The 23634-nt window shown below is 63.4% G+C and carries 20 protein-coding genes and 5 tRNA genes; 11 read left to right on the forward strand and 14 right to left on the reverse strand.

What is annotated here, in order from left to right:
• Positions 1-29: 29 nt before the first annotated feature.
• The 7 genes from HYR72_00525 to HYR72_00555 all read left to right on the forward strand — a co-directional run bounded on the left by HYR72_00525 (position 30) and on the right by HYR72_00555 (position 3665).
• The gene (locus HYR72_00525; protein MBI1813443.1) at positions 30-662 is read left to right on the forward strand and encodes an XTP/dITP diphosphatase; all 633 of its coding nucleotides are present in this window, start codon (positions 30-32) and stop codon (positions 660-662) included.
• Positions 663-765: 103 nt separating this feature from the next.
• Positions 766-839: transfer RNA gene (locus HYR72_00530), tRNA-Pro, on the forward strand.
• 64 nt (positions 840-903) lie between these two features.
• Positions 904-977: transfer RNA gene (locus HYR72_00535), tRNA-Arg, on the forward strand.
• Between the two features lie 48 nt (positions 978-1025).
• Positions 1026-1097 (forward strand) — tRNA-His (locus tag HYR72_00540).
• Between the two features lie 77 nt (positions 1098-1174).
• Positions 1175-1248: transfer RNA gene (locus HYR72_00545), tRNA-Lys, on the forward strand.
• A 771-nt stretch (positions 1249-2019) separates the two neighbouring features.
• A complete protein-coding gene (locus HYR72_00550) occupies positions 2020-2331 on the forward strand; it encodes a hypothetical protein (GenBank protein MBI1813444.1) in 312 nt (103 codons plus the stop codon).
• A gap of 545 nt (positions 2332-2876) precedes the next feature.
• Positions 2877-3665 carry a hypothetical protein gene (locus tag HYR72_00555; GenBank protein MBI1813445.1) on the forward strand — a complete coding sequence of 263 codons (789 nt, stop codon included), beginning with the start codon at positions 2877-2879 and terminating at the stop codon, positions 3663-3665.
• Positions 3666-4107: 442 nt separating this feature from the next.
• Here HYR72_00555 and HYR72_00560 read toward each other — a convergent pair whose 3' ends face one another.
• Complete coding sequence (locus HYR72_00560) at positions 4108-5697, reverse strand: hypothetical protein (protein MBI1813446.1); 1590 nt, start codon at positions 5695-5697, stop codon at positions 4108-4110.
• A gap of 99 nt (positions 5698-5796) precedes the next feature.
• Here HYR72_00560 and HYR72_00565 point away from each other — a divergent pair, with 99 nt between their 5' ends.
• Complete coding sequence (locus HYR72_00565; protein MBI1813447.1) at positions 5797-6957, forward strand: glycosyltransferase family 4 protein; 1161 nt, start codon at positions 5797-5799, stop codon at positions 6955-6957.
• Positions 6958-6963: 6 nt separating this feature from the next.
• On the opposite strand, the gene HYR72_00570 is transcribed toward HYR72_00565, so the two are convergent.
• Both HYR72_00570 and HYR72_00575 read right to left on the reverse strand, forming a co-directional pair.
• Positions 6964-8784 (reverse strand): ABC transporter ATP-binding protein, encoded by a 1821-nt coding sequence (locus HYR72_00570; protein ID MBI1813448.1) that lies wholly within the window; start codon positions 8782-8784, stop codon positions 6964-6966.
• Between the two features lie 315 nt (positions 8785-9099).
• Positions 9100-10347, reverse strand: a complete 1248-nt coding sequence (locus HYR72_00575; protein ID MBI1813449.1) for a glycosyltransferase — start codon at positions 10345-10347, stop codon at positions 9100-9102.
• Between HYR72_00575 and murG the strand changes: the two genes are divergently transcribed.
• Entirely contained in the window at positions 10346-11506 is a 1161-nt protein-coding gene (gene murG, locus HYR72_00580) for an undecaprenyldiphospho-muramoylpentapeptide beta-N-acetylglucosaminyltransferase (protein ID MBI1813450.1), read from the forward strand. The genes HYR72_00575 and murG overlap by 2 nt on opposite strands.
• Here murG and HYR72_00585 read toward each other — a convergent pair.
• Together HYR72_00585 and HYR72_00590 are read right to left on the reverse strand one after the other, a co-directional pair.
• The gene (locus HYR72_00585) at positions 11487-14138 is read right to left on the reverse strand and encodes a hypothetical protein (protein MBI1813451.1); all 2652 of its coding nucleotides are present in this window, start codon (positions 14136-14138) and stop codon (positions 11487-11489) included. The genes murG and HYR72_00585 overlap by 20 nt on opposite strands.
• Positions 14135-15184, reverse strand: a complete 1050-nt coding sequence (locus HYR72_00590) for an undecaprenyl/decaprenyl-phosphate alpha-N-acetylglucosaminyl 1-phosphate transferase (GenBank protein ID MBI1813452.1) — start codon at positions 15182-15184, stop codon at positions 14135-14137. The genes HYR72_00585 and HYR72_00590 overlap by 4 nt, the downstream gene beginning before the upstream one ends.
• 271 nt (positions 15185-15455) lie before the next feature.
• Here HYR72_00590 and HYR72_00595 point away from each other — a divergent pair, with 271 nt between their 5' ends.
• The gene (locus HYR72_00595) at positions 15456-15827 is read left to right on the forward strand and encodes a carboxymuconolactone decarboxylase family protein (GenBank protein ID MBI1813453.1); all 372 of its coding nucleotides are present in this window, start codon (positions 15456-15458) and stop codon (positions 15825-15827) included.
• A gap of 684 nt (positions 15828-16511) precedes the next feature.
• On the opposite strand, the gene HYR72_00600 is transcribed toward HYR72_00595, so the two are convergent.
• The 5 genes from HYR72_00600 to tadA all read right to left on the reverse strand — a co-directional run bounded on the left by HYR72_00600 (position 16512) and on the right by tadA (position 20871).
• Complete coding sequence (locus tag HYR72_00600) at positions 16512-16970, reverse strand: VOC family protein (protein MBI1813454.1); 459 nt, start codon at positions 16968-16970, stop codon at positions 16512-16514.
• Between the two features lie 26 nt (positions 16971-16996).
• Positions 16997-18553: an AAA family ATPase gene (locus tag HYR72_00605; protein MBI1813455.1), complete on the reverse strand. Its 1557-nt coding sequence runs from the start codon at positions 18551-18553 to the stop codon at positions 16997-16999.
• A gap of 36 nt (positions 18554-18589) precedes the next feature.
• The gene (locus tag HYR72_00610; protein MBI1813456.1) at positions 18590-20200 is read right to left on the reverse strand and encodes a long-chain fatty acid--CoA ligase; all 1611 of its coding nucleotides are present in this window, start codon (positions 20198-20200) and stop codon (positions 18590-18592) included.
• Between the two features lie 75 nt (positions 20201-20275).
• A tRNA-Ser gene (locus HYR72_00615) sits at positions 20276-20362 on the reverse strand.
• 5 nt (positions 20363-20367) lie between these two features.
• Positions 20368-20871: a tRNA adenosine(34) deaminase TadA gene (gene tadA, locus HYR72_00620; protein ID MBI1813457.1), complete on the reverse strand. Its 504-nt coding sequence runs from the start codon at positions 20869-20871 to the stop codon at positions 20368-20370.
• A 94-nt stretch (positions 20872-20965) separates the two neighbouring features.
• On the opposite strand from tadA, the gene HYR72_00625 reads away from it, so the two are divergent.
• Entirely contained in the window at positions 20966-21127 is a 162-nt protein-coding gene (locus HYR72_00625; protein MBI1813458.1) for a hypothetical protein, read from the forward strand.
• 7 nt (positions 21128-21134) lie between these two features.
• Here HYR72_00625 and HYR72_00630 read toward each other — a convergent pair whose 3' ends face one another.
• The 4 genes from HYR72_00630 to HYR72_00645 form a co-directional block, all read right to left on the reverse strand.
• Entirely contained in the window at positions 21135-21668 is a 534-nt protein-coding gene (locus HYR72_00630; protein MBI1813459.1) for an NUDIX domain-containing protein, read from the reverse strand.
• Positions 21665-22279: a hypothetical protein gene (locus HYR72_00635; protein MBI1813460.1), complete on the reverse strand. Its 615-nt coding sequence runs from the start codon at positions 22277-22279 to the stop codon at positions 21665-21667. The genes HYR72_00630 and HYR72_00635 overlap by 4 nt, the downstream gene beginning before the upstream one ends.
• Before the next feature lie 173 nt (positions 22280-22452).
• A complete protein-coding gene (locus HYR72_00640; GenBank protein ID MBI1813461.1) occupies positions 22453-23103 on the reverse strand; it encodes a molybdenum cofactor guanylyltransferase in 651 nt (216 codons plus the stop codon).
• A gap of 196 nt (positions 23104-23299) precedes the next feature.
• Positions 23300-23599, reverse strand: a complete 300-nt coding sequence (locus HYR72_00645) for a hypothetical protein (protein MBI1813462.1) — start codon at positions 23597-23599, stop codon at positions 23300-23302.
• Positions 23600-23634: the final 35 nt, after the last annotated feature.

Here is a 23634-nt window from a genome sequence, read left to right on the forward strand (position 1 = left end):
TCTCGGCGCGCTCTGCGGTGAATCCGTTCATGTCACATCAGGGTTGGCTCGTGCCTGAAGCGCCGCGGTTGATATTCGCGACTCGCAACGCAGGCAAGGTCGCCGAGTTCCAGGATCTGCTCGCTGGTCTCGCTATCACTCTGCTTTCGCTCCGCGAGTTCGCCGCGATTCCGGAAATTCCCGAGGACGCTTCGACGTATCGCGAGAATGCCCTGGCGAAGGCCGAGGTGGTGTGCCGACACCTTGGGTTGCCAGCACTCGCCGACGATTCGGGTCTCGAAGTCGACGCACTCGCCGGCAGTCCCGGTGTGCGGTCGGCCCGCTTTGCGGGCGAACCCGCCGACGATCAGCGCAACATCGCCAAGTTGCTCGCCGCCCTGCGCGACGTGCCTGCAACCGCGCGCACCGCGCGCTTCCGCTGTACGATCGTCGTGGCGCGGCCCGATGGGGGCGTGTTGACGGCGGACGGATCGTGCGAGGGCCTGATCGCGCCGCAACCGGCCGGCAGCGGCGGGTTCGGCTACGATCCGGTTTTCCTCGTGCCGGCACTCGGGCGTACCTTCGCCGAGCTGCCGTTGTCGCAGAAGCACGCCCTCAGTCATCGCGCCCGCGCCTGTGCCGTGTTGCGTCCACGTTTGGAGCGCTTTCTGCGCGGCGAGTAAGTTGATTTCAAGTATTCCCTCTGTTACAGCCACGCAGCGTGCGAGTTCCGTGATCGATCGAGCACGAGGAGCACCACGGGTCATACGACGCTGCCGATGTGAACGGGGTGTGGCGCAGCCTGGTAGCGCACCTGCCTTGGGCGCAGGGGGTCGGAGGTTCAAATCCTCTCACCCCGACTTCGATTCGGACGACGTGTGGCCACGGCATCGCACCAGAGCACGATCGATGTGCGACGTACGGGCGCCAGTAGCTCAGGTGGATAGAGCAACGGCCTTCTAAGCCGTAGGTCTCCGGTTCGAATCCGGACTGGCGCGTCTGCTTGAGAGGCTGGTGCGGTGATCGCGCGCACGGGGGGAAGTATGGTGGGCGTAGCTCAATGGTAGAGCACTGGACTGTGGCTCCAGGGGTTGAGGGTTCGAAACCCTTCGCTCACCCTTTTTTCAGTAACCGCTCCGCGCAGCCACTTGAGTTGCGTTCGCGGGTATGGTGAGAGTGCTGCGCGTCGTCGTACGGGCCGCTAGCTCAGTTGGCTAGAGCAGCTGACTCTTAATCAGCGGGTCGAGTGTTCGAGTCACTCGCGGCCCACTCGGGAAAGCCCCTGAGCAATCGGGGGCTTTTTCTTTTGCCGCGCGGTGCTTCACCGGCTCAACGGTCGTTTGGTGCCAACTGGTGCCAAAGAATTTTCGAGCCGGCAGCGAGCCCGTCAACGAATCGGTGCGAGTCCGCGTGCGGAAGATGCGAGTGCTATTGCAACGTCGTTATCGGCTTCGCATGCCCGAGTTGCGCGGTCCGAAACGGGGTCGCGGGCGCTATGATCATGGCCGAGTCTCCAACGAGGTGATCGAATCGACTCGCCTGCCTCGTCCACCCCTCTGTCGTTTGTCGCCGAAGGTCGCCATCTGGTACTGTCAATTGAGTGCGGTCGGCGGCAGAGATGGGGAGAAGACCGATGGCGAGAGGAAAACAGTGGATCAACTGGATCAAGCAGTTTCCGGGCGCGATTTTCCTATCCGTTTTAGTCGGCCTCCCTATCGTATTCTATTGCTTCTTTGATCCGGGCGGCCCTAAACCGTCGAACAATCTAGGGACAAGCCTCGTTACTGCGATGCATGCGCCCAGCAAATCCAGTGACACATCCTACGAAGTGGCCGTCTCACAGCAATGCGACGAAGCGTTGGAGTTGTTCACCGCCGCCTTTTGGGTTGAGCGGTACGCGACAGTAAAGTCAGCAACCCACCGGGGATTATTGAAGAAACTCGTGCAAGAGAGCGCCTGGCCTTCGCGGCCAGTCGGCGCTCGGACTTCATGCTCGCGTGCAAGCCCTGCGTGGGCGGCAATGCCAAGGTAGCCCGCGCGATGCGCAACGTCCTCTCGGACACCACACACAGCACCCCCTACGTAGTCGCCGACACATCCTACGAAGTTGCCGTCTCGCAGCCATGCAAGGAAGCGTTGGAGTTGTTCACCGCCGCCTTTGATGCCGTGATACACGGCAGTAAGGGGAGTGTCGCGCGCCGAATCTTTGGGGCCAATCGGGCCGGAGAGGACTTTGCGCTCGCGTGCAAGCCCTACATGGGCGCCAATGCCGAGGTAGACCGCATGATGCCCAACGTCGTGCAAGCTCATCAATGGCAGCACGAGATCGAGGTCGACGACGCACGCCGCTAGTAGCTAGCGACGCACCTTCCCTCGAGTGTTCAGCGACGCCTGTTCGTAAAGAGTTGGGCGCCTTCGGTATCTCCAAAGCGTTCGCGTCGGCGTCCTTGCTTCAGGCAACCGAGGGTGCCGTCTACGAACTCTACCGCCAAGTCGAAGCTCTCCCGTGAAGGGCACGATTCCGCGCGTCGGAGGATCTTCGAATTGACAGCCACGCTGACAGCCAAGCCGCCAACAAGGAAGCGGACGGGCGCGGATGGAACCGTACGACAAGTGCAATCGCAGCGAGCGGAAATCACTCCGCGCGACGCTGCGGACAACGCGGCCCACTTGGGAATGCCCCTGAGAAATCGGAGGGTTTTGCTTTTGCCTCACGACGCTTCGCCGGCTAATCAGTGATTTGGTGCCAACTTTGGTGCCAAAGAATCTTGCGAGCCTCCGATCAAATCTTCGCGCTCGCCGCGCACGTCCGTCGCGCGACTCGCGACTTCACGGCTCTTGACGCGTACAGGTTCGACAGCTTTCCGGATCAGTCGTGTCGCGCTAAAATCGACGGCATGGACAAGCCGGTAGAGCGAATCAGGCGATGGCTATGGGGCCGTGTCGCAGCAGCGGTATTTGGAGTGGTCGTCAAGAGGCTTTGGGGGCTTGCCGCAGTGACTGCCGTGGTTGCCATTGTGACTGGAACCGCTGGCCAGATCCTTGTTGGGCTGCTTTCTGGCGTCGCGGCATTGGTGATTGCGACCCTTGGTCTAACGCTTTCACGCAATCAAGATGGGATCACTGCTTTTGCCCGTAAACGGGCCGGTATCTTGAGTGACTGCGCTGAGGAACTCCTCGATTCCGTTGAACCGTCGGGTTTGTTCTACATTGAGACGGAGGAAGGACAACGCTTCGTCTCGACCGAGAATCGTTTTTTCTTTGACTCCCACGACCGCCAAAAGCGCCTTGAGTATCTGGATGCACTGGAGAAGGAACTTGCTAGTTTTGATCTGGTTCAACGCGAGCCGCGCAATCGAATTGATGATGCGCCGATCTTCAGCCTAACCGTATCGGGCTGGATACGAATAAAGGGCAAAGCACGGAAAGACTTTGATCGAATCTTCGAGACCCATGGTCAATTGACACACACCCAAGAGCAGGTTTTGCGCGCGATGATCGAACAGCCACCCGCAACTGATCTATTGCACCAATTGCGGACCGCGACTCACCTTTACGATTGGGACCTCGAAAAATTCCGTGAATTCACAAATCGCACACCCGCGGGCTACTGGAGGAATGGTCTCCCGACCTGGGACGCTGCGCGGTACTTCCGCGCAAAGAAAATCCTCGGGTTAACCAAGTGACTAAGGCTGACCTGCCCCCGAAAATCGGTCCGTCGGTAGGTTGAGGAAACGCGTTTTCTCGGTATGACTGCAACAGGATGGTGCTCCCGGTCAAGGGCGCGAGGGTCAAGAACACACGATCTCCCCGCGAGAGCCTAGGTCCCACGTTTGTGTTGTCCAAGTGCCTCGAGTCCGTACGAGAGCGGCGGCATCTGGACGTGTCTGCATACAACGAGAGGAGTGATATCGCGAAAAGAGACCGCGAGAATTGAACCTGGTGCGTCGCCTGCTGACGAACACCATGCGACCGTGCTTCTCGGTCACGTTGAGTCACTGGAGCCTCCGGATTTCTTACGCTTCACGTCCGGGTTGTCGCTGCTGCTCTGCTCCTGAAGGACCTTTTCACTTTCCCGTGCCAGGTCAAACGACAGCCGCCACGGACTGCGCCTCGCCAGTAAATCCATCACAACCCCATCGGCGCGATCCAGATGATGTCGCCGTTGTTGTCGTTGCCTAAGAAGAGACGGCCGTCGCTCGCAAACGCCACGACGGCCGGGCGGCCGTGCAACAGCGGGCCGCCAGCCCAACCGGTCGCGAAGTCCAACATGGAACCACTCGATTCACCGCCGAGGTCTGATCCAGGCAATAGCTGGCCGGTTGCCGGATCCAACTCGATGGCGACCACGCGCGCGCCATCCCAGGTCCCATACGCACCATGGAGCGGAACGTACACGCGCTGATTCCATGGCGCGGGCCATTGCCCGGTCTCGAAATCCAAATCGAAGGGCGTGTGCCCGATGACGAACGAGTTGTTCTCGGATGCGACCGCGGAACAGTTCGGCACCGGAGCGATGTCCGGATACGGTACGTCCTTGGTGGCGCAACATGGGTGTCCCCAATCGTCGCCCGGCCGGATCGGCACCAGCTTTTCGCGCCCGTCCTGCGTGGCCGAATAGTCCCGCGCGAGTTCCACTGCGAAGCACAGGTTGTGACCGCGCGAGCAGCGCACCGAGATGGGGTTGCGGAAACCCTTGGCGACCGGCGTGCCGCCGGGAGAACCGTCGAGCTTGAGGATGCCTCCACGGAAAGGGTGCATGATCGTGCAGGTCTCTCCCTGTTCGCCGCCGTTGCCGACGTAGATGGTGCCGTCGTCGGCGACGTCGAGCGTCTTCGGCCAATGCAGCTGGGAGCTGTAGATGGTGATGTCGGCAACCTGCTCGCTGCTACCCGACGGCGTACGATCGCCCGTCGCGTAGGGCACGCGCATAATCTTCGTCCCACGCTGGTAGTACAAGAACCCGCCGGTGAAGAGCAGGCCTTGTGTCGAAGGGAGTCCGCTCATAAACGTCAGCGGCGTGTCCGCCACGCCATCGTGATCATCGTCGGGGAGAACCATGATCGACCTCAGACCTCTGGGTCCACCTCCAGTCGTGACCGCCGTGGGTGATGCGACGAACAGTTCGCCGCCTGGAGCGAAGCGCAATTGCCGCGTGTTGCCGATGTTGGCGAAAAAGTGCGCGCAGAAACCGACGGGCAGATGCAGGAACCGCAGATCCGGCGCGCTCGCCGGGCCGCCAGGGATGACGACCAGACCGTTTGCCGTCGTCTGAACCGAGCCGGGAAGATCGCAGAAATGAACCGGCACGGTCGGAATCGGCGTCTCGGTCGGAGTCGGCAAGGGCGGCACTGTTGCGGTTGCGGTCGCGGTCGGCGTTTCGGTCAACACCGCTTCTGTCGCTGTGAACGTGGGCGTGGCTTTCACCGGGCAGCGGTTCAGCGCGTAGCCCACCGCGCGCACGATTTCGTCGATCGATACCCGCCCATCGTCGTCGCTATCGAACCCCGGGCAGGTGTCGAGCGGCAGGCTGTCGAGCGCGATGTTCACACCCGCCACCAACTCCTCGACCGTCACCTGGCCATTGCCATCACAGTCGCCGACACACGCGTCAAACGCGGCGGCGGCGCTTTGCCCGTAAGTTTGGGCGCTGGCAATAGCCAGCACCAGAGCCGCGAGCAGCAGGGTCTGTGATGCTATGGTGAACCGTCGAGTCATTCGAACTGTTGCGCGATGTTGCACGGCCGACCCGGCTTTGACAAGGAGCGGGAGCGAAGTCAAAACCCTGGCAAGGAGAAGTTTGTACTTATCGCTCCCATGGCCACGACCGAATCGATAACGCGGAAGATCTTGTTCGTCATGCCATCGCTGCAGCCGCGGGGCGGTGGCAGAGGGGTCGCCGCGTGGATGATTGAAGCGCTGAAGCAGGAACACGACCTCGCGGTGCTGATGTGGGAGCCGCTCGACCCCGAGCCGATCAATCGCTACTACGGCACGGCGCTCGGCCACGGCGACTTCGCGGTGCTGCGCCCGCCCTTGTGGTGGCGCCTTGTGCTTGATCGTATTCCCTTCCGCCTCAACTTGCTTCGCATTTGTCTGTTGTGGCGGCGGGGTAAACAGATCAGCCATTCGTACGACCTGCTCATCTCCACGCACAACGAGGCCGATCTCGGCACGCCCGGCATTCAGTACGTCCACTTTCCGTGGGTCTTCTTCGCAGAACCCGAGGGCTCATTGCGCTGGTACCAACGCTCGGCCGCCTTGCTGCGGTGGTACTACAAGCGCTGCCTGCGGATCGCCGATTTCTCCTCCGAACGTATGAAACGCAACCTCACCTTAGTCAACTCCGACTGGACCGGGTCGAAGGTGTACGAACGTCACGGCCTCGCGAGCACCACGCTGTATCCGCCGGTGGTCGGTGGTAACACGCAGCTATCGTGGTCCGCGCGCGAGAACGGCTTCGTGTGCGTCGGGCGCCTGTCGCCCAGCAAGGAATTGGACCGCGTGATCGACATCGTCGCCGGAGTTCGCCAGGCCGGACACGACGTACACTTGCACCTCATCGGGTCCACCACCGAGCCTCCCTATTTGGATCACATCCGACGCCGCGTGCGTGACAATGCGGCCTGGCTATTCCTCGATGAGAATCCGTCGCGCGCCGAGTTGAATCAGCGGTTGGCCGAACATCGTTACGGCATCCACGGCATGCAAGAGGAGCACTTCGGGATGGCCATCGGAGAGATGGTGCGCGCGGGTTGTGTCGTGTTCGTTCCGGACGGCGGCGGGCAGGTGGAGATCGTCGACCGCGATCCGCGCCTCCTTTACAACAGCGTCGACGATGCGGTCACCAAGATCGTCGCCACCCTCGATGACCCCAGCCGGCAAGAGGCGCTGCGGACGCATCTGTCATCGCGCGCCGATGTGTTCTCGGTCGAGCGGTTCATCGCCCGAGTGCGGGAACTCGTGCGGGACTTCTAGATTCGTTCACGGCGTCACCGCCTCGCTACCGGTGCGGACCATGTTCTGGAACTCAGCGTTGCCGGCCAGCAGTTCGTCGAACGATCCAATCCCCGCGATGCGACCATTGCGCAGGAACACCAGGCGATCGCAGTTGTGCACCGTGCTCAGGCGATGGGCGATGATGATCAGCGTCTTCTTGCCGTGCAGCTCGTCGATCGCGCGCGTCAGCTCACGCTCGGTTTGCAGATCGAGCGCCGAAGTCGCCTCGTCGAACACCAACAGCTCGGGTTGATGGTAGAGCGCGCGCGCAATCGCTACGCGCTGGCGCTCGCCGCCGGAGAGACGGACGCCACGCTCGCCCACCACCGTCTCGAGGCCCTGCGGAAGGCCGGCGACGAACTCCTCCAACTGCGCCAGACGAACCGCGGCGGAGAGTTTGACATCGTCAATGCCTCGCTCGGGCAAGGCAAAGGCGATGTTGCGACGCAGCGTATCGTCGATGAGGTAGACGGCTTGCGGCACGTAGCCGATGCGCCGCTGCCACCCGCGCAAGTACGCATTGCGCGCAAAGATATCACAGCCATCCACGGTGACATGCCCGGTCGCCGGCTGCAGGAAGCCCAGGATCATGTCAACCAACGTGCTCTTGCCGGCGCCGGTCGGGCCGACAATCCCGATCGATTCGCCGCGGCTGATGACCAGATCGATCGCCTGCGCCGCGGGGGTCGCGGCCCCAGCGTAGATGTATGAGACGCCGGCCAACTCGATGCGATCGCTAAACGAAAGGTCAGCGACACCGTCGGTGCTCGCGGGTGCGGCCACGACGCGACGAAACGTGACAAAGTCGTCGTACAGCTTCTCCACCGCCACCGAACCCCAGCGGATCGTGTTGAGATGCAGCAGCACGCGATTGACGGAAGGGATGACGCGGAAGCCGGCATACGCGTACAACCCCAGCAGCGGCACGATGTCAGGCCCCGCCACGCTGCGCGAGTTCACCAGCGTGATCAGCAACAGCATGCCGCACACGAACACGGTCTCAATCAGCAAGCGCAGCGAATCGTTGAGTGTGATGTAACGATGGCGGAGACGGCTGAGCGTGCGATGCTGCGCAGAGTACAGGCCGTGAAAAAACGCGTCGCCGCCGCGCAGCTTGACTTCCTTCAGCGCCCCGAACGTCTGTTGCAGGGTCTGCAACGTCTCGCGCTTGAGATCATGCTCCTGCCGACTCCAGCGCGTCAGCACTCGTCGTGTCAGGCGCAACAGTCCGGCCAGCAGCGAGAACAGCATGACGATGGCGATCAGCGTCGACACCGGCGCCGTGCTCATCAGGACCGACACGATCGCCAGGGTGATCAGCATCTCGGTGACGATCGCCACCGCGGCAGTCATGACCTGGCGAAAGACCACGTCGGTACCGTCCGCCGTATGGCGAATCAATTCGGCGGAGTTGCGTTGGAAATGAAACGCCATCGGTAGCGACAAGTACCCGCGCAGCATGTCACTGGCCAATTGCGTGACCGAATCGGTGACGACTCGGCTCTCGATGGCGACGACGAATGCCAGGAACGCGTTCTTCACCACATAGAACAGCGCCACCAGCACCGTGGCCCACAAGACGATCGCGCGCGCGTCGCCGGCCGGAAGAATCCGGTAAATCAATCCCGCGAACACGAACGACGGCGGGTGGAGCGGATCACCGATCAGCTTGATCAGGAGAAACACCGCGGCGGCGCCGAGCGCCTCCAATGCCGCCGCCGATACCACCAGCGGCACCACGGCGACCCAACGCCAGCGCAGTGCCGATGGCAGAAAGAGCAAGCACTTGCGCAACGTGTTGAACATGCCTAGCGATCTCGGATCTCGGGGCTGCGGCAATCGGTCACTACCGGTCTGCTATCAAGCCCGCAGGTGTATCCGCAAACGCCGACATCCCTGACCACAACCGCGTCAACAACTCCACGTGCGAGCCCTGATGAGACAAAAGACTCACCGCCGAGGACGCGGAGATCGCAGAGAAAGCGTCAACACGAGAGTATTCGAGCATGTTCGACAACCTCATTTGCAATGGACTTCCGTGTGACCTCCTTCGTGGTCTCCCACTCCATGCTCGGCGCTCTCGGCGTACTCTGCGGTGAATCCGTTCATGCCACATCAGGGCTAGTCGCCATCGAAGAACAGCGGCTTCGCCGCAACGTTCCACGCATCGATCCAGCGCCGCGGCGGCATCGCCCGCACATTCTGCCGCAGGCGATCAAGCTGTGGCGTGTGGCGCGGATGCTCGCTGAACAGCTCGAAGAGCTGCTGTGCCAGCTGCGCTCCGCTCGAAAACAACAAGCCGGTTTCACCATCCTGGACTTGCTCCGTCACGCACGCGCCGTAGTCGAACGCGCACACCGGCAAGCCGGCGCCGAACATGTCGGCGATCTTCATCGGTAGGTCGACGCCCGATGACGAACGGTGCAACGACACACCTAAGTCGGCAGACCCCAACAGCCGAGCGTAGTCATCGGGCGCGAGCCACAGCGTGCGAATCTGAATTGCTCGCAACGTCAGCCGTGCAATGGCCGCGTCGAAGCGCGCGCGCAGTGGGCCCTCGCCGGTGATGAGGATCATCAGTCGTGCGGCGGTCGTGCACAGCCGTTCGTCGCAAAGGCGCAGCGCGTCGAGCAACAGATCGAAGTCCTCGTCAGCGGTCCAACTCGTCGCGCTGACGACGATGCCTGGACGCTGCGGCTCTTCGAACGGGACATCGACGATGCCGGCGACGCACAGGCGGTGAAAGTGGTCGCGCCGCGCTTCGACCGGCGTCGGCGTAAACCGCTCTGCCGGGCAGTCGTAGAGCACCGTCGCAGCGATGCCGCGCTCGCGCAGCGCGTTTAGCATCGCGCGCGAGACACACAGGTGCACATCAGCGCGCCGGCCGATGGCGAACTCGTATCCGCGCGCCAGCCGAACCATCGGATGAGTGTGGCCGAGCCGCAGCCCGAGCATCGTGTATCCGAAGTTGTGCCAGTCGATGATCAACTTCGCCGCACGCAGCCGCGCGGCCAACACGGCGACGAGCAGCGTCGGCATCGCCGGCGGATTCTGCACCAGGATGACGTCCGGTTTTGGCAACACGAGTAGTCGATAGAGTAACTGCCCGCTCTGGTGCAGCGCACGCAGCATCGCGCACAGGAGAAATAGCGGGCGAGGGAGATGCGTTGACGTGGCGCCTGGCAGGTCTCGCAAGCGGTGGAGCCGCACGTGCGGGCTCGCGCAGTCGTGGCGCTCGCTAGAGTACGCGATCACATCAACCTCAGCCGAACTGGTTGCCAACGCATCGGCGTGGTACTGCATGCGCGGGCTGCGCTCGAATTCGCCGAGCACAACGATGGCAACGCGAGGATGAGGGGTGGACGACATGAGCACGACGTACGTGGCTCATACCGATTCTGAAGCAGGCGAGCTAGTCAGGCGACGCGTCGCCATCGTCGCCGGCGGCACGGCGGGGCATGTCTACCCAGCGCTGGCGCTTGCCGACGCGTATCGGCAAGCACGGCCCGATGTCGACCTGCTTTTCATCGGCACCGCCGATGGTTGGGAGACGCGGCTGGTACCCGCTCACGGCTATCGACTCGCAGTGGTCCCAGGCTCGCCGCTGTACGGCGTTGGTCTGCGCGGTGTAGTGCGCGCCGCCCGCGATCTGCTGGCCGGCGCACGCGCCGCACGTCGTCTCTTGCAAACCCAACGGACCGAGTTGGTCATCGGCTTTGGCGGCTACGTTTCAGCCGGTACCATTCTCGCGGCGCGCATGCTGGGCATGCGCACCGCGATTCACGAGGCAAACGTCGTACCCGGGTTGACCAATCGACTACTCGGGCATCTCGTCGACCGCGTGTACCTCGCCTTCGCAGACGCGAGCCGCGCATTTCCACCGCGCCGCGCTGTCGTGATCGGAATGCCGCTACGCGCGGAGTTCGCGAATGCGCAGCGATCGCGCGACGCGTTCTCCGCCAGTCGCCCGCGGCGATTGCTGGTAACCGGTGGCTCCGGCGGTTCGCGATTCCTGAACGGGCGTGTGCCCGAACTGGTGGCGCGCCTCGCGCAGCGCGCGGTGGCGATCGAGGTGCTGCACCAGGCCGGCGATTGGCCAATCGAGCCCGTGCAAGCGTTGTACGCGGCGACCGGGGCGACGGCGACGGTCGTGTCATTCATCGACGACATCGGCGCCGCCTACGCGTGGGCCGACTTCGCGGTAACCTGTGCGGGCGCCGGCACGCTTGCGGAGTTGGCGGCTGCCGCCTTGCCAGCGCTGCTGGTACCGCTGGCGAGTGCCGCGGCCAACCACCAGGCGCGCAACGCCGCAGCCTTCGCGCGCGCGGCCGGGCTGCGCTGCGTCGCGGAGTCAACCTGGCAGGTCGAAGCGTTGGCGGAACCCATCGTCACGCTGTTGCAGAACGCTGACGCGTGGGCGGCGGCGGCGAATCGCGTCGGCAGCCTCGCTCACGCGGACGCCGCGGCGCGCCTGGTCGCCGATTGTGAAGCGCTGCTCCACCTCAGCTCTACGGGTCCGGCCAGTTGATCTTCCAGGTCACGACGCGCTCGCCCTTGTAGCCGATGCGCTCGTCGAACTTCTCAAAGAACTGCGCGTAGCGGCCGTCGAGGTAGACCAGATGGGTGAACGTCGAACGCAGCAAGTACGGCGGACCAATGAGCACACGCTGATTGACGAGATCGAGCAGGACGCCCAGCCGAGCATCCGTGGCGCTTGCGGGCGACACCTCGTCGAGGTGATCGGCGCCCGCGATCACAATGCTGGCGGGCACGCTATCGATGCGGTGTGACGCGCTGCCACTGTCCGTGCGATGCAGCAGGAGTCGGCCGTTTGCCGGCGCGTCGATGTGGTAGCGAAACTCGTCGAGCACGGTCGTGCCGCGATCGAGCGGCACGTCGACTGGGCAGATCACGTCGCCGGCCTCGCTCGGGGCCCGGCACGGCTTCCAGTTTGGGTCGACGTAGCCGGTCGCCGGGCCGATGAAGTTGCGCACCGCGGCTTCGGACTGCAACGCGGTCGCTTGCAAATAGAGTCGCGTCGCATCCGCTCGAGAATGACCGAAGCGCTGCATCAAGTCTGCGACCGCGGCCGGCAGCGGGAGGTCGCGCGCGTGTGTGGCAATGTAGGCGCGCTCGACATCCCAGCTCCCCAGATGTCGCCACGCCGGCTGATCGATCAGTTCGGAGCTGAGCACGAGATACGCCGGCGGCGGCGAACAGTGCGAGGCTGCCAGAATGCGGGCGCTGGCTGCGGACTCGATGCCGCGCTTAGCGAGATACTGCTGCGCAGCAGAGCGATCCATGCTCGCGAGTTGAAGGATGACCCCGTGCGCGGTCACCTCATCGACGCCGGCTGCCAGCAAGCGGCCGTAGGCGCCGGCGTCGCCTTCATCATCCGGCGTCGCATCCGAGCCGCAATCCAACATGCGCAACAGCCCGATCGCTTCGCGCTCGGTCGGCGCCAAAAACGCTCGCGCTATCCAGTGCGGGATATGCGTCATCAGCGATCCGCCGTCGGCGCTGCCCCGGCGCTCGGCGACGAACTTCACCCAGTAGCCGTAGTCCCACCACGTGGTGACGATCGCGGACGACGACGTTTCGTCGCGGATCCTCCGCAGGGCCTCCCACCACGCGGCGTTGATGCGAGGCACGTAGTTGCTCGCCACGGCATAGCCGCGCTGCACGGGCAACACCAACGTCCCGGCGAGCGCGATGAAGGCCACGCCGCCGGCGACTCGCGCAGAGGCAGGGACCAGACGCGCGGCCGCGTCACGGAGCCACTGCTGCAAGCGGCCGAGCAGTACGCCGAACGCGATACCGAACGGCGGCACCAGCAACATCACGAAGCGCAGGCCGCTGTGGGCTTGGAATAGCGCGCTCAGAAACCAGGCGATGACGATCACACCGGCACCGCGGTCGCTGGCGTCGTCGGCGGTTACGACGTGCAGACCGAGCGCCAGCCCCAGCGGCATCGCCAGCATCGCGATCAACACGAGTCGGCCGACGTCGGACATCAAGGCGAGATAGCCATAGAGGCAACTCCCACCGATGAATATGGCGAGTTGCCAGCGCTTCCAGTCGGAACGCGGTAGCGCCAGCAACAAGAGGCCGAGACAACCGAGGGCGAAGTACGCGCGGCCGCCGAGCCCGTCGGCGACGCTGCTCAAGTTTGTCCCACGAAGTTCGCCGACGGTCACAAAGACATCCGGCCAGTACCGAGTCGGCGCTCCTCGAGCCGATGACTCGGGGGCCTCTCGAACCATGAACTCCGCGACAATCCCCGGAGCGCGCAGGTACCCCTTGAGCGATCCGTTCATCCACGCCGCCGCTCCCGTTGCAAGATAGAACATGCCGGACACGATCAACGCGGTGCGAAGCCGCAGCGCGTACGCCGCGGCCGCGCGGCGACGGTCGAGCAACGCCTGCGCGGCCACCAGGAGGACGTAAGCCGCCAACCCCGCCAGCAGCACCATGTAGGTGAAAAACCATCCGCGCCAAGTGGCGAGGTGCAAGCCGGCAGCGAGCGCCGCGGCCAACACGTACATCGCCCGTCGCCAGCCGGTGGCAGCCAAAGCGGCGCCGGCCGCGGCAAACATCCACAACGGCAGAATGACATTCCACACGTCGTTGTCGCTTCCCAGGCTGCGCTCGAGAAACACGGGGTTGGCGCCGATGACCACCGCGGCCGCCACGCCGGCGAGATTGCCAGCGAGCCGTCGGCCCAGGCAGAACGCCGGCAGCACCCCTAGGGCGCCCACAATCGCTTGCACGAGAAACGAACTCGCCGGCAGCGGGAAGCCAGCGTCGAACCAGGTCAGGATACGTTGCACTGCTACAATCGCAGTGAAGTGTGCCGAGTGATTGTACATCGTCCGCCGCCCGACCGGCGCGTTGGAGTATCCGTCGTGGCATTTGCCGTCGGTCCCCTTCTCGCAGGTAGCGCCGGTGCGCAAATAGGTACGCGCGTCGGACAGCCACGCGTAGCTGTCGTAGTCGCCCAGGCAAGTGTAGTCGCGGCCGTCATCGGCGTGGTAGCGCAACTGCCCTTTGACGTTCTCTGGAACCGCCTGCAGCGCGAGCGGCAAGAGCCGCACCCACGCCACGAACGCAACCGCGGCCAGCGCCAGCGCGCCGGTCGTGACCCGCTCGCGGCGGCTCACGAACGCACTCCGTAGCCCAACTTGCGCACCGCAGCGTAAATGGCCACGACCACGCCGGCCACCAGCAGCGCATTGCCTCGACCACCGATCACGATGGCGAGATAGGCCAGCACGCTCAAGAGCACGGACACCGCATAGAGCAACAGCACGGCGCGGCGCTGGCTCAACCCGCGACGAAGCAACCGGTGATGAATGTGCTCCTGATCGGCCCGGAAGATGCCCGCCGCTCCCGCGGCGGAGAAGCGCCGCAGCATCGACAATCCGGTTTCGATGATCGGAAGACCGAGTACCAGCAGCGGGGCCAACACGACGACAATCGTGCTACCTTTCCCTTGCGCCTGGATCGACAACACGGAGAGAAGAAAGCCAACAACCAGTGCCCCGGAGTCGCCGAGAAAAATCGACGCCGGATGAAAGTTGTAGACCAGGAAACCGACCAACGCCCCGGCCAACGTCGCCGCGAGCAGTCCAGCCTCCGGCCGTTCCTGCATTTGCGCGACCACGATCAACGTCACGGCGGCGATCACGCCAACGCCGGCCGCGAGTCCGTCGAGCCCATCGATGAGATTGACTGCGTTGGTGATGCCGACGATCCACAGCAGCGTGATAGGAGTGCCGAACACGCTCAGCGCGATGTAGCCGCCGGTGAACGGGTTGGTCACGGCACTAAATCCATAGCCGCCGGCGAGCGCCATCAACCCAGCAACGATCTCGACCGCCAGCTTCGGCCACGGCCCGAGACCGCGGACGTCATCGATGACGCCGACGGTGACCACGCAGAGCGTGCCCGCCAACAGCCACAGCAACTGCGGAAGTTCGCCAAATGGCTTGATGCCGCCGGCAGCGGCGCCGATTGCGAGCGCTGCCAGCATCGCTGCCACCACCGCCAACCCGCCGAGGCGCGGGACATTGTTGCGATGCACGCGGCGATCACCCGGTACGTCGACCGCACCGAAGCGTGCGGCGGCGGCGCGCACCACCGGCGTCGCCAACAATGCCAGCGCGGTAGCAGTCGTGAACTGCAGTCCGTATCCACCCATCATCATCCGCTCATCATGCGCCACGCGTCTTCGAGCACGCGACCTCCTACACGATTTGCGCACCCGATGACTAGCTTCGATGCGACAAAAAATGGATTCACCGCAGAGCGCGCCGAGAGCGCCGAGCCATAGAGCGGGAGACCACGAAGGAGCCCGACGCAACTCCACACTCCTCTCTGCGGTCTCCGCGCTCTTGGCGGTGCGCCCTTGCACGACGATGCGGTCGCGGCCTATACGCCGAGCGCTGTATCAATCATTGAGAGAGAGGAGAGAACCAATGGCGGAGCAACCGGATTATCTCGCGCGCGGGCGCGAAGTGGCAGGCAAGTTGTGGGGGACACGCGCCGGCGGGCAGGAGTTGCCGGGGCACAAACTGGCGCCGGAGTTTTTCGGACTGGTCGCCCAGTTTGTGTTCGGCATGTTCTGGTCGCGGCCGAATCTCGATCTGCGCAGCCGCAGCCTGTGTACCGTCGCCCAACTCGCCGCACTCGGCAAGATCGACGAGCTGAAGGGCCACCTGATGGGCGCACTCAACCTCGGCATCACGCGCGAAGAGTTGATCGAAGTGCTGATGCAGACGGCGTGCTACGCCGGTGTTCCGGCAGCGGTCACCGCGCTCAATGCCGCGGCGGACATTTTGAAGGCGTGAGCTGCAAGGACTAGACTCGTCATTGGCACCCCGATGGTCGTGACTCCTGAACGGCCTAGTAGAGGAAGGAAGAGCGTCGCGTGGGTCAGCGGCGTCGCACTCAGCATTTTGGGTGTTCTATTGGGCATCTTTGTCGCGTTGCAAGCATTGGACTGGGATGCCCAGAGAACTGGAGCTAACAATGCGGTTTCTGTTCATGGGGGTGAGAACGAATTGCCGTGGGGTGCAGGAATGGCGGTAGTGTTAGGGGCTACCGGCGGCTGGGTGCTCGCGATGCTCTTATGGGCACAGTTGATGAGGAGATACAGAATCGTCGATGACGCTGAGATGACGGACATTCTTGGTGGTGGTTCATCAAAGGGCTAAGCCGGAAGTGGTCATCTAGATCACCTCGCGCAGCTATCTAGCCCAGAGCTGCAAGATCGCGGCGTGGTCATCGACGCGGACAATTTCTATGCCTTGAGACTGTCGAGAAACGCGAAGACCCTTCGACAGGCTCAGGGCGATGAGGTCCTTTCAAACCGTTCGATCATCGCTTGTGCTAGGCCCTTCGACTCGGCTCAGGACAGGCTTGTCGAAGCACGCCTAGGGAGTAGATCGATATCCTCCTCACGAAGAATACCTGGACAGGCAGGAACATCTGTTCCCCCAATGACGAGGCGGCGCCAGCCCGGGCTCTCGCGGTTACTGATCCCCGCGTTCCCGCGCTCGGCGTTCGGCTAGCGGCATGTGGACGACCTCGAACTTTAGCCGGTCGGGGCCGAGGAAGTAGACCGCGTAGTAGCCGCCCGGGCCGAAGGGCCACTCACCGGGGCCGTCGATGATCTGACCGCCGATCTGCGGAATGAGCTGCGCCACTTCATCCACCCGGTCGTGCGTGGCGACGTTGAAGGCAACGTGGTGCAATCCTACCTCGTACACTTCGAACGGATGATCGGCGAGGCCCGACTTAGCTTGCCAGATGTTGAAGGCGACGCCGTTCTTCTCGTTGATGTTGACGGTCAGCCGCGCGTCGGCGGGCTTGTAGTATTCAATCTCGCCGACAGCGAAACCGAGGAACTCTAGCAGCGGACGAAAGAAGCGCATCGCAGTCACCAATTCGCGGACTGTGATCGAGATGTGATTGATCGATCCGTGCAACATAGGAGCATCCTCCTTCCGCTCGTGCATCAGCGTCGCAGCGCGTACTCGATCGCGCCGACGATGTCCGGGAGCGCAGCGCTGGTATCCACCATGATGCGCGCCTCTTCGGCAGCAAAGGCTTCGAACCGGCGGCGTTGCTCGACGTACACGTTCCAGTCGGCATCCGATGGTGTGTTGACGCCACGCGCATCGAGGCGGCGGCGCGTTTCTTCCTCGCTGCACTGGCACTCGACGAAGTGCACGGGCACGCGGAGCTCCGCCGCCAGCGCTCGCAATCCGTCGCGGTCGCGCCGGCGCTGGAAGGTGGCGTCGATGATGACGCCCTGCCCCGCTGCCAACGCAGCACGAGCCCGCTCGATCATTGCGCGATAGGTCGCGTCGCTCTGCTCGGCCGCGTAGATGCCTTCGTCGTACGCCGCCGAGCGCGGCGCATTGGCCGCGATGCCGGCGAGCTCTTTACGGACGACATCCGAGTTGACGTGGACAAAGCCGGTGCGGGCGCGCAGCGCCGCCGCGATGGTTGACTTACCCGAACCACTGAGTCCGCAGATGGCGACCACGCACGCATGCTCGACCCAGGTGTAGCGGTAGGCTAAGGCGAAGTGCCGTTGCGCGCTCGTGCGCGCTGCAGCGCGGCCGGCTTCACTGACTTCACCTTCGACACTCTTCAGGCTGTCGACTTTGCCGCGCACGTACGCGCGGTAGCACTGGTAGAACGGCGCGAGCCGCGGCAACTCGGGATCGTTCGCATGCGCGGCGTAGCTCGCGATCAGGTGCGCCGCTAGGTCGGGGCGGTCGTGATAGTCGAGGTCCATCGCCAAAAACGCAATCTCCGACGCTACGTCGCAGTAGCGCAATCGCTGGTTGAACTCGATGCAGTCGTAGATCACCAAGCCATCGTCGGCGAAACAGACATGCTCGCTGTGCAGATCGCCGTGACAATCACGGATGCGTTGCTCGGCCTGTCGGCGGCGAAACAGCGCGTCGTGACGCGCCATGAACTCCCGCGCAAATGACTGGATCGCGTCGTCGTCGCCACACGCGATGGTGACATCGCGAAACGGGCGCACACCGTCGTAGTTCTCCTCCAACACGCGCCAGATCGCCGCGGGATCGCCGTTGGCCGTGACCTCTGCACCGCAGTCGGCCGCGCGATGGAAGGCGACCAGCCGCGCAACGACGGCGTCGATCATCTCCGCCGTCACCGCGCCGCGTTCGAGCAATCGATCGAGCATGCGGTCGTCCGGCAACCGCCGCATGTGAACGGCGTACTCGACGGCCCCAGCGTCGCTCTCATCCCCGAGCCGATAGCCGCCATCGTGGGAACAGATCGCGACTACGCCGCGGTAGGCGTCGGGCGCGAGTCGACGATTGAGGCGAACTTCCTCGTGGCAGAAGTGGCGGCGCTGTTGCAAGCTGGAGAAGTCGAGAAACGAGAAGCGCGCCGGCTTCTTCAGCTTGTACACCTCGTCGCCAGCGAGCAGGACGTAGGAGATGTGACTCTGAACCAGGGTGACTTCGCGCGGTCGATGCGAATAGAACTCGGGCCGCAGCATCGCATCGATGAATGCGGGAAGGGACATTGTGGAGGGCGGCGGAGTCCTACCAGCCCCCAACCCCTAGCCCCTGGCCCCCCATTTGTAATTCACGAACTGCTCACGCAACTCGCGCTTGGCGAATTTTCCGACGCTGGTCTTCGGAATCGACTCGACGAAGACGACGTCCTCCGGCAGCGACCACTTGGCGACCTTCTCGCGCAGCAACGTCATGATCTCGTCCTTCGTGATGGTCTGCCCGGGCTTGGCCACCACGCAGGCGAGCGGACGTTCCCCCCATCGTTCGTGCGGCAAGCCAATCACAGCGGCTTCGAGCACTTTCGGATGGCCCATGATCACGTTCTCCAACTCGACGCTGGAGATCCATTCGCCGCCGCTCTTGATCACGTCCTTGGCGCGATCGGTGATCTGCACGAAGCCGTCGGCATCGATGCTAGCGACATCGCCGGTCTTGAACCATCCATCGGCGAAGGCCTGCGCGCTGCGCGGATCGTTGTAATACTCGCTGATCACCCACGGGCCGCGCAGTTGCAGCTCGCCGACGCTCTGGCCGTCCCACGGCACTTCGCGCCCGTCGTCATTGACGGCGCGGATGTCCAAGCACGGCATGATGGTCCCTTGCTTAGCGCGAACGGCGACCCGCTGCGCGGGGGTCCACGCGTCCATGTGTTTGCGCGCGCGCGACAGCGTCGCCAACGGCGCGGTTTCGGTGAGGCCCCACGCCTGAACAATGGTCAGGCCGCGCTTGTCGTAGGATTCGATCAAACTCGGAGGCACCGCGGAGCCGCCGCACGGGATACAGCGGAGGCTGGAGAGATCGTACGGCTTCTGGTCGAGCACACCGAGCACGCCCATCCAGATCGTCGGCACGCCCGCGGCCACCGTGATGCGCTCGTCTTGGATCAGCCGCGCAATACCCTCCGGCGTCGGCTGAGTGCCGGGAAACACTTGCTCCGCCCCCACCATCGTCGCGGTGAACGGCATGTTCCAGGCGTTGGCGTGGAACATCGGCACGATCGACAGGATGCGGTCGCGCTCGCAGATACCCATGGCGTCGGTCATCGCTTGCGCCATCGACTGTAGGAACAGCGAACGGTGGCTGTAGAGCACGCCCTTTGGATTGCCGGTCGTCCCCGACGTGTAACACATGCCCGCCGCCGATCGTTCGTCGAGGTCGGGAAAGGCGAACTCTTCCGGCGCCTCTTCTAACAACTCTTCGTAGCTATACATCGGTGCGAGCGAACTCGACGGCAGCGGTCCGTCGCCCATCACGACGAAGGCACGCACAGAACGCAATTGCGCCGCCAGTGGTTCCAACTGTGCCACCAGCGAGTCGTCGAGGAACACGACGGTGTCTTCCGCGTGGTTGATGATGTAGGTGATCTGTTCGGGGAACAGCCGGATGTTGACCGTGTGCAACACCGCACCGAAGCTGGGAATCGCGAGATACAGTTCGAAGTGCCGATGGTTGTTCCAAGCAAAGGTGGCGACCCGATCGCCCGGTTTGACGCCGAGCTTCTTCAGCACGTTGGCGAGCCGATAGACACGGCGGCAGGCCTCGCCATAGGTGTAGCGGAACATCCCGTCCGCCGTACGGCTGGCTAACGGTACGGTGGAGAACATCCGCTCGGCACGCCGCACGAGCTGCGACAACGTCAACGGACCATCTTGCATGAGACCACGCATCGGTAATCTCCTTCACCGGCAGCGCATCGTGGCAACAGCCGGCAACTGTGATGAAGACAAGAGCGGAGAGGGAGGGATTCGAACCCCCGGACCCGTTAGGGTCACACGATTTCGAGTCGTGCGCCTTCAACCAAGCTCGGCCACCTCTCCAAAAGCTATTGCGCCGACAGTTCGCGTTCGGCCGCGGGCATCATCTCGCCCGCGCCACGCCGGGCTCGAAAAAACGCCTGCAACAGGGCCACGCTCTGATCCGCGCATACCCCGCTTTGAACATCCAGCCGATGGTTCAGCACGCCGGTATTGAGATCGAATACCGAACCCAACGCGCCGGCCTTGGGGTCGGCGGCGGCGAACACCACACGATCGACCCGCGCGTGGATCAGCGCGCCGACGCACATCGCGCAGGGTTCGAGCGTGACGAAGACAGTGCAACCAAGCAACCGATAGTTGCCGATCACGGTCGCCGCACGCCGCAACGCGACGATTTCCGCGTGCGCTGTCGGATCAGCCGACTGAATGACCGCGTTGTGCCCGCCACTCAATTCAGCGCCGTCGCGCACCACCACCGCGCCCACCGGCACTTCCCCGTGGGCTGCGGCGCTCGCGGCTTCCTCGAGTGCTCTTCGCATCCAATGTTCTTCGCGGCATGCGTTGTCCATGACCGGCGGACGCTACCACACCATTTTCAGACCGGCAACGCGCCCTTTGCCCCGCCGCGCGCCGGCCGCTATAGAGGCGGGGCGGAGGCGATTCATGGTACGCATCGGGGATACAGTAGTGATCATGTCAGCACCGGGGATGTTCACGGTCGTTGCCATCGATGGCCAGGAAGTCACCATTGAGAGCGCCGCCGGCGCGCAGAAGATCGTGCTGATGCAGGCCGTGCGCACGATCGCGATGGCCGCGCCGCACTGACGCGTGGCTACTCCGCGGGAGATCGCGCCTGATTGAGTCGGTCGAGGTACAGGCGCAGCACTTCGATCCCGTCGGGACAGAACGGTTCACGCTGGGCCAGTTCGATCACCGCATCCAGATCCATCCACTCGCCGCTGGCCACTTCACTGGCCTGCAGCGCGAGTGCTCCATTGTGGGTCGCCGTGTAGACGACGCCGTTGATGTGGTTCGTGTCGTCATCGAACTGGAAGCTGAAGAGGCGCCGCAGCCGATCGCCGGCGACCCCCGCTTCTTCGCGCAACTCGCGCTGTGCCCCGGCGTCGTGATCTTCTCCCGCCGCCACGACGCCGCCGAACGTCACGTCGTAGTAGCCTGGGTAAACGTCCTTCGTAACCGTCCGCCGATGGACGAACAGCTGACTGTCTCGATTGAACAGCAGCACATAGGTGCTGCGGTGACGCAAGCCGCGGGCGCGGATGTCGCGCCGCGTCGTCTGACCGACGACACGGTCCTGTTCGTCGACGATGTCGACCAGTTCGTCCGCGCTCGCCGCCGCACTCATTCGGCGACGGCCTCGCGGGGGATCTCGGCGCTGATCTCTTGCAACCAGGCGCTGAGCAACTCGAGGAACTGCTTGCGCAGCGCGCGCTGACGTGGGGTCAGCTTGGAGAGCATTTCTTCTTTGGTTTTGGCCGGGTCGCCTTGCACGACGAATTCCTCGTCGACGACAACGCTGAGCAGCATCGGGTCGCTCCCGTTCCATTGCTCGGTGACCGGAAACCCGAACTCGCGCAGGCCACCTTCCCAGGTCGCATCGACTTCAATCCATTGGCCGTCGACCTGGATCTGCAGATAGTCGTGAAAATCGACGATCTCATTCTTGAGCAGCAGCGCCTGCATCTCGTCTGGAAACGGCAACGACGATTCGTCGAAGCGGTGGCGGCAGATCATGTTGCGCACTTTGAGCCCGAGCATGCGGAACAACTCGCCCAACAGGTAGTGCTTCCCGGAACAGGACGCGACGCGTTGGCGCAGCACCTCGGCCGGATTCCGACTGGCCGGGTAGGTGTAGGGGATATCGCGCACGTGTTCGAACAACGCGATGCGCGCCGCCACCGGGTCACGGCCAGCGGTCCACTTTTCAAATGCTGCGCGGATCACTCCCTCTTCCATTCGTTCACAAGCCTCAAGCGTCGCGACGCGGTTGACAGGTCATTGTTAAGTCGTCGGATAGAACCTAGCGGGATGAAATCTGGCGAGATGACGGCCTCACAGCTACACACCTGATTGTCGAGGTCACCTGCCGCGGCAGCTTACTGCCGGGTACCCGCTGACGTCAACGGCTCCTACCTCACTGCGCGTCGGCGCACGGCAAAGCGTGCAGCTTCCTCGGGCGTGTTGACGTTGCGAAACGACTCGGCGGCACCCACGACGGCTCGCATCTCAGCCTCAGGTACGTAGTCGACGTTGAGCGCCGGCAGCAGGTTGCGAATAGCGCGGACGCCGCGCTGCAGGGCTGCCGCAATCGGATCCCGCAGCCGCGTTGCGTACAAAGCGTGCAACGGCTCAATGTCGCTCTCCCATTCGGGGATGATGGAGTCTTGTCCATTCAATCGACGCACTAGAAACCCAATCGGCTCAATTCGCAGGAAGGGCATGTCACACGCCACCACGAAAGCGTAAGGGGTCCGCAACCGCGAGAGCCCCGCATGAATGCCGCCGAGCGGTCCGAGACCGGGTACTTCATCGCTGGTGATTTCCACGTCGAAGCCGCGGTACTTCTCGGGAGAGTTACTGACCACCACCACTTGCGGAAAGCACCCCCGCAACAATGCCAAGGTCCGCTCGAACACTGATTGACCATCGACCGTAAGGAAGGCTTTGTCCTCGCCGCCCATACGGCTGTTTTTACCTCCCGCGAGAATCACGCCGCCGACCTCGGTGCTCAGGTACGGATCGCCAGCGGACGCGGCCGCGCCAACTACAGTTTCGGACATCGATTCGGATCGCAGCTGCGACACGCCAGGTTCCGTTGTCGGGCGAAGAATAAGAGCCGCCCACGGGTCAGTCAACCCTGTGGGGTGTTACCCCTACCGAGGCGACTTGACGCGCCAACGGCACCCCTTTTGTCTGGGAAATCGGAGAGTGTTATTGCCACCGGCGATCGGAACCTGCCCGGCGATGAGCGGTGGATCAACGGCTGGCAACCTGACGCAGTGGGGGCCGTAACAGTTCGGGGCCCAGCGTGATCAGCTGAGGCGATAGTTGCTTGCGAATCCGCCCAGGGGACCAGCCAAAGTGCCGGCAAATCGCTTCGAAGCTGAACGGATGATCGTCGCCTTCGCTCAAGAAGTAGCGCTGCGCCCGGTCGCGCTCGGCGGGGTCGCGGTGCTCCAAATCCCAAAAGGCTGACTGCATGACGGCGAGCAGCAGCCGTTCCTCGGGGCTCGTGACACGATGCTGCGTTTCCGCAGTGTCCGTTCCGAAGCGCATAACGGTTGGACGATTATCACCATTGCATACCCCGG

This window comes from Deltaproteobacteria bacterium (assembly GCA_016178705.1).
Taxonomy (GTDB): domain Bacteria; phylum Desulfobacterota; class Binatia; order HRBIN30; family JACQVA1; genus JACOST01.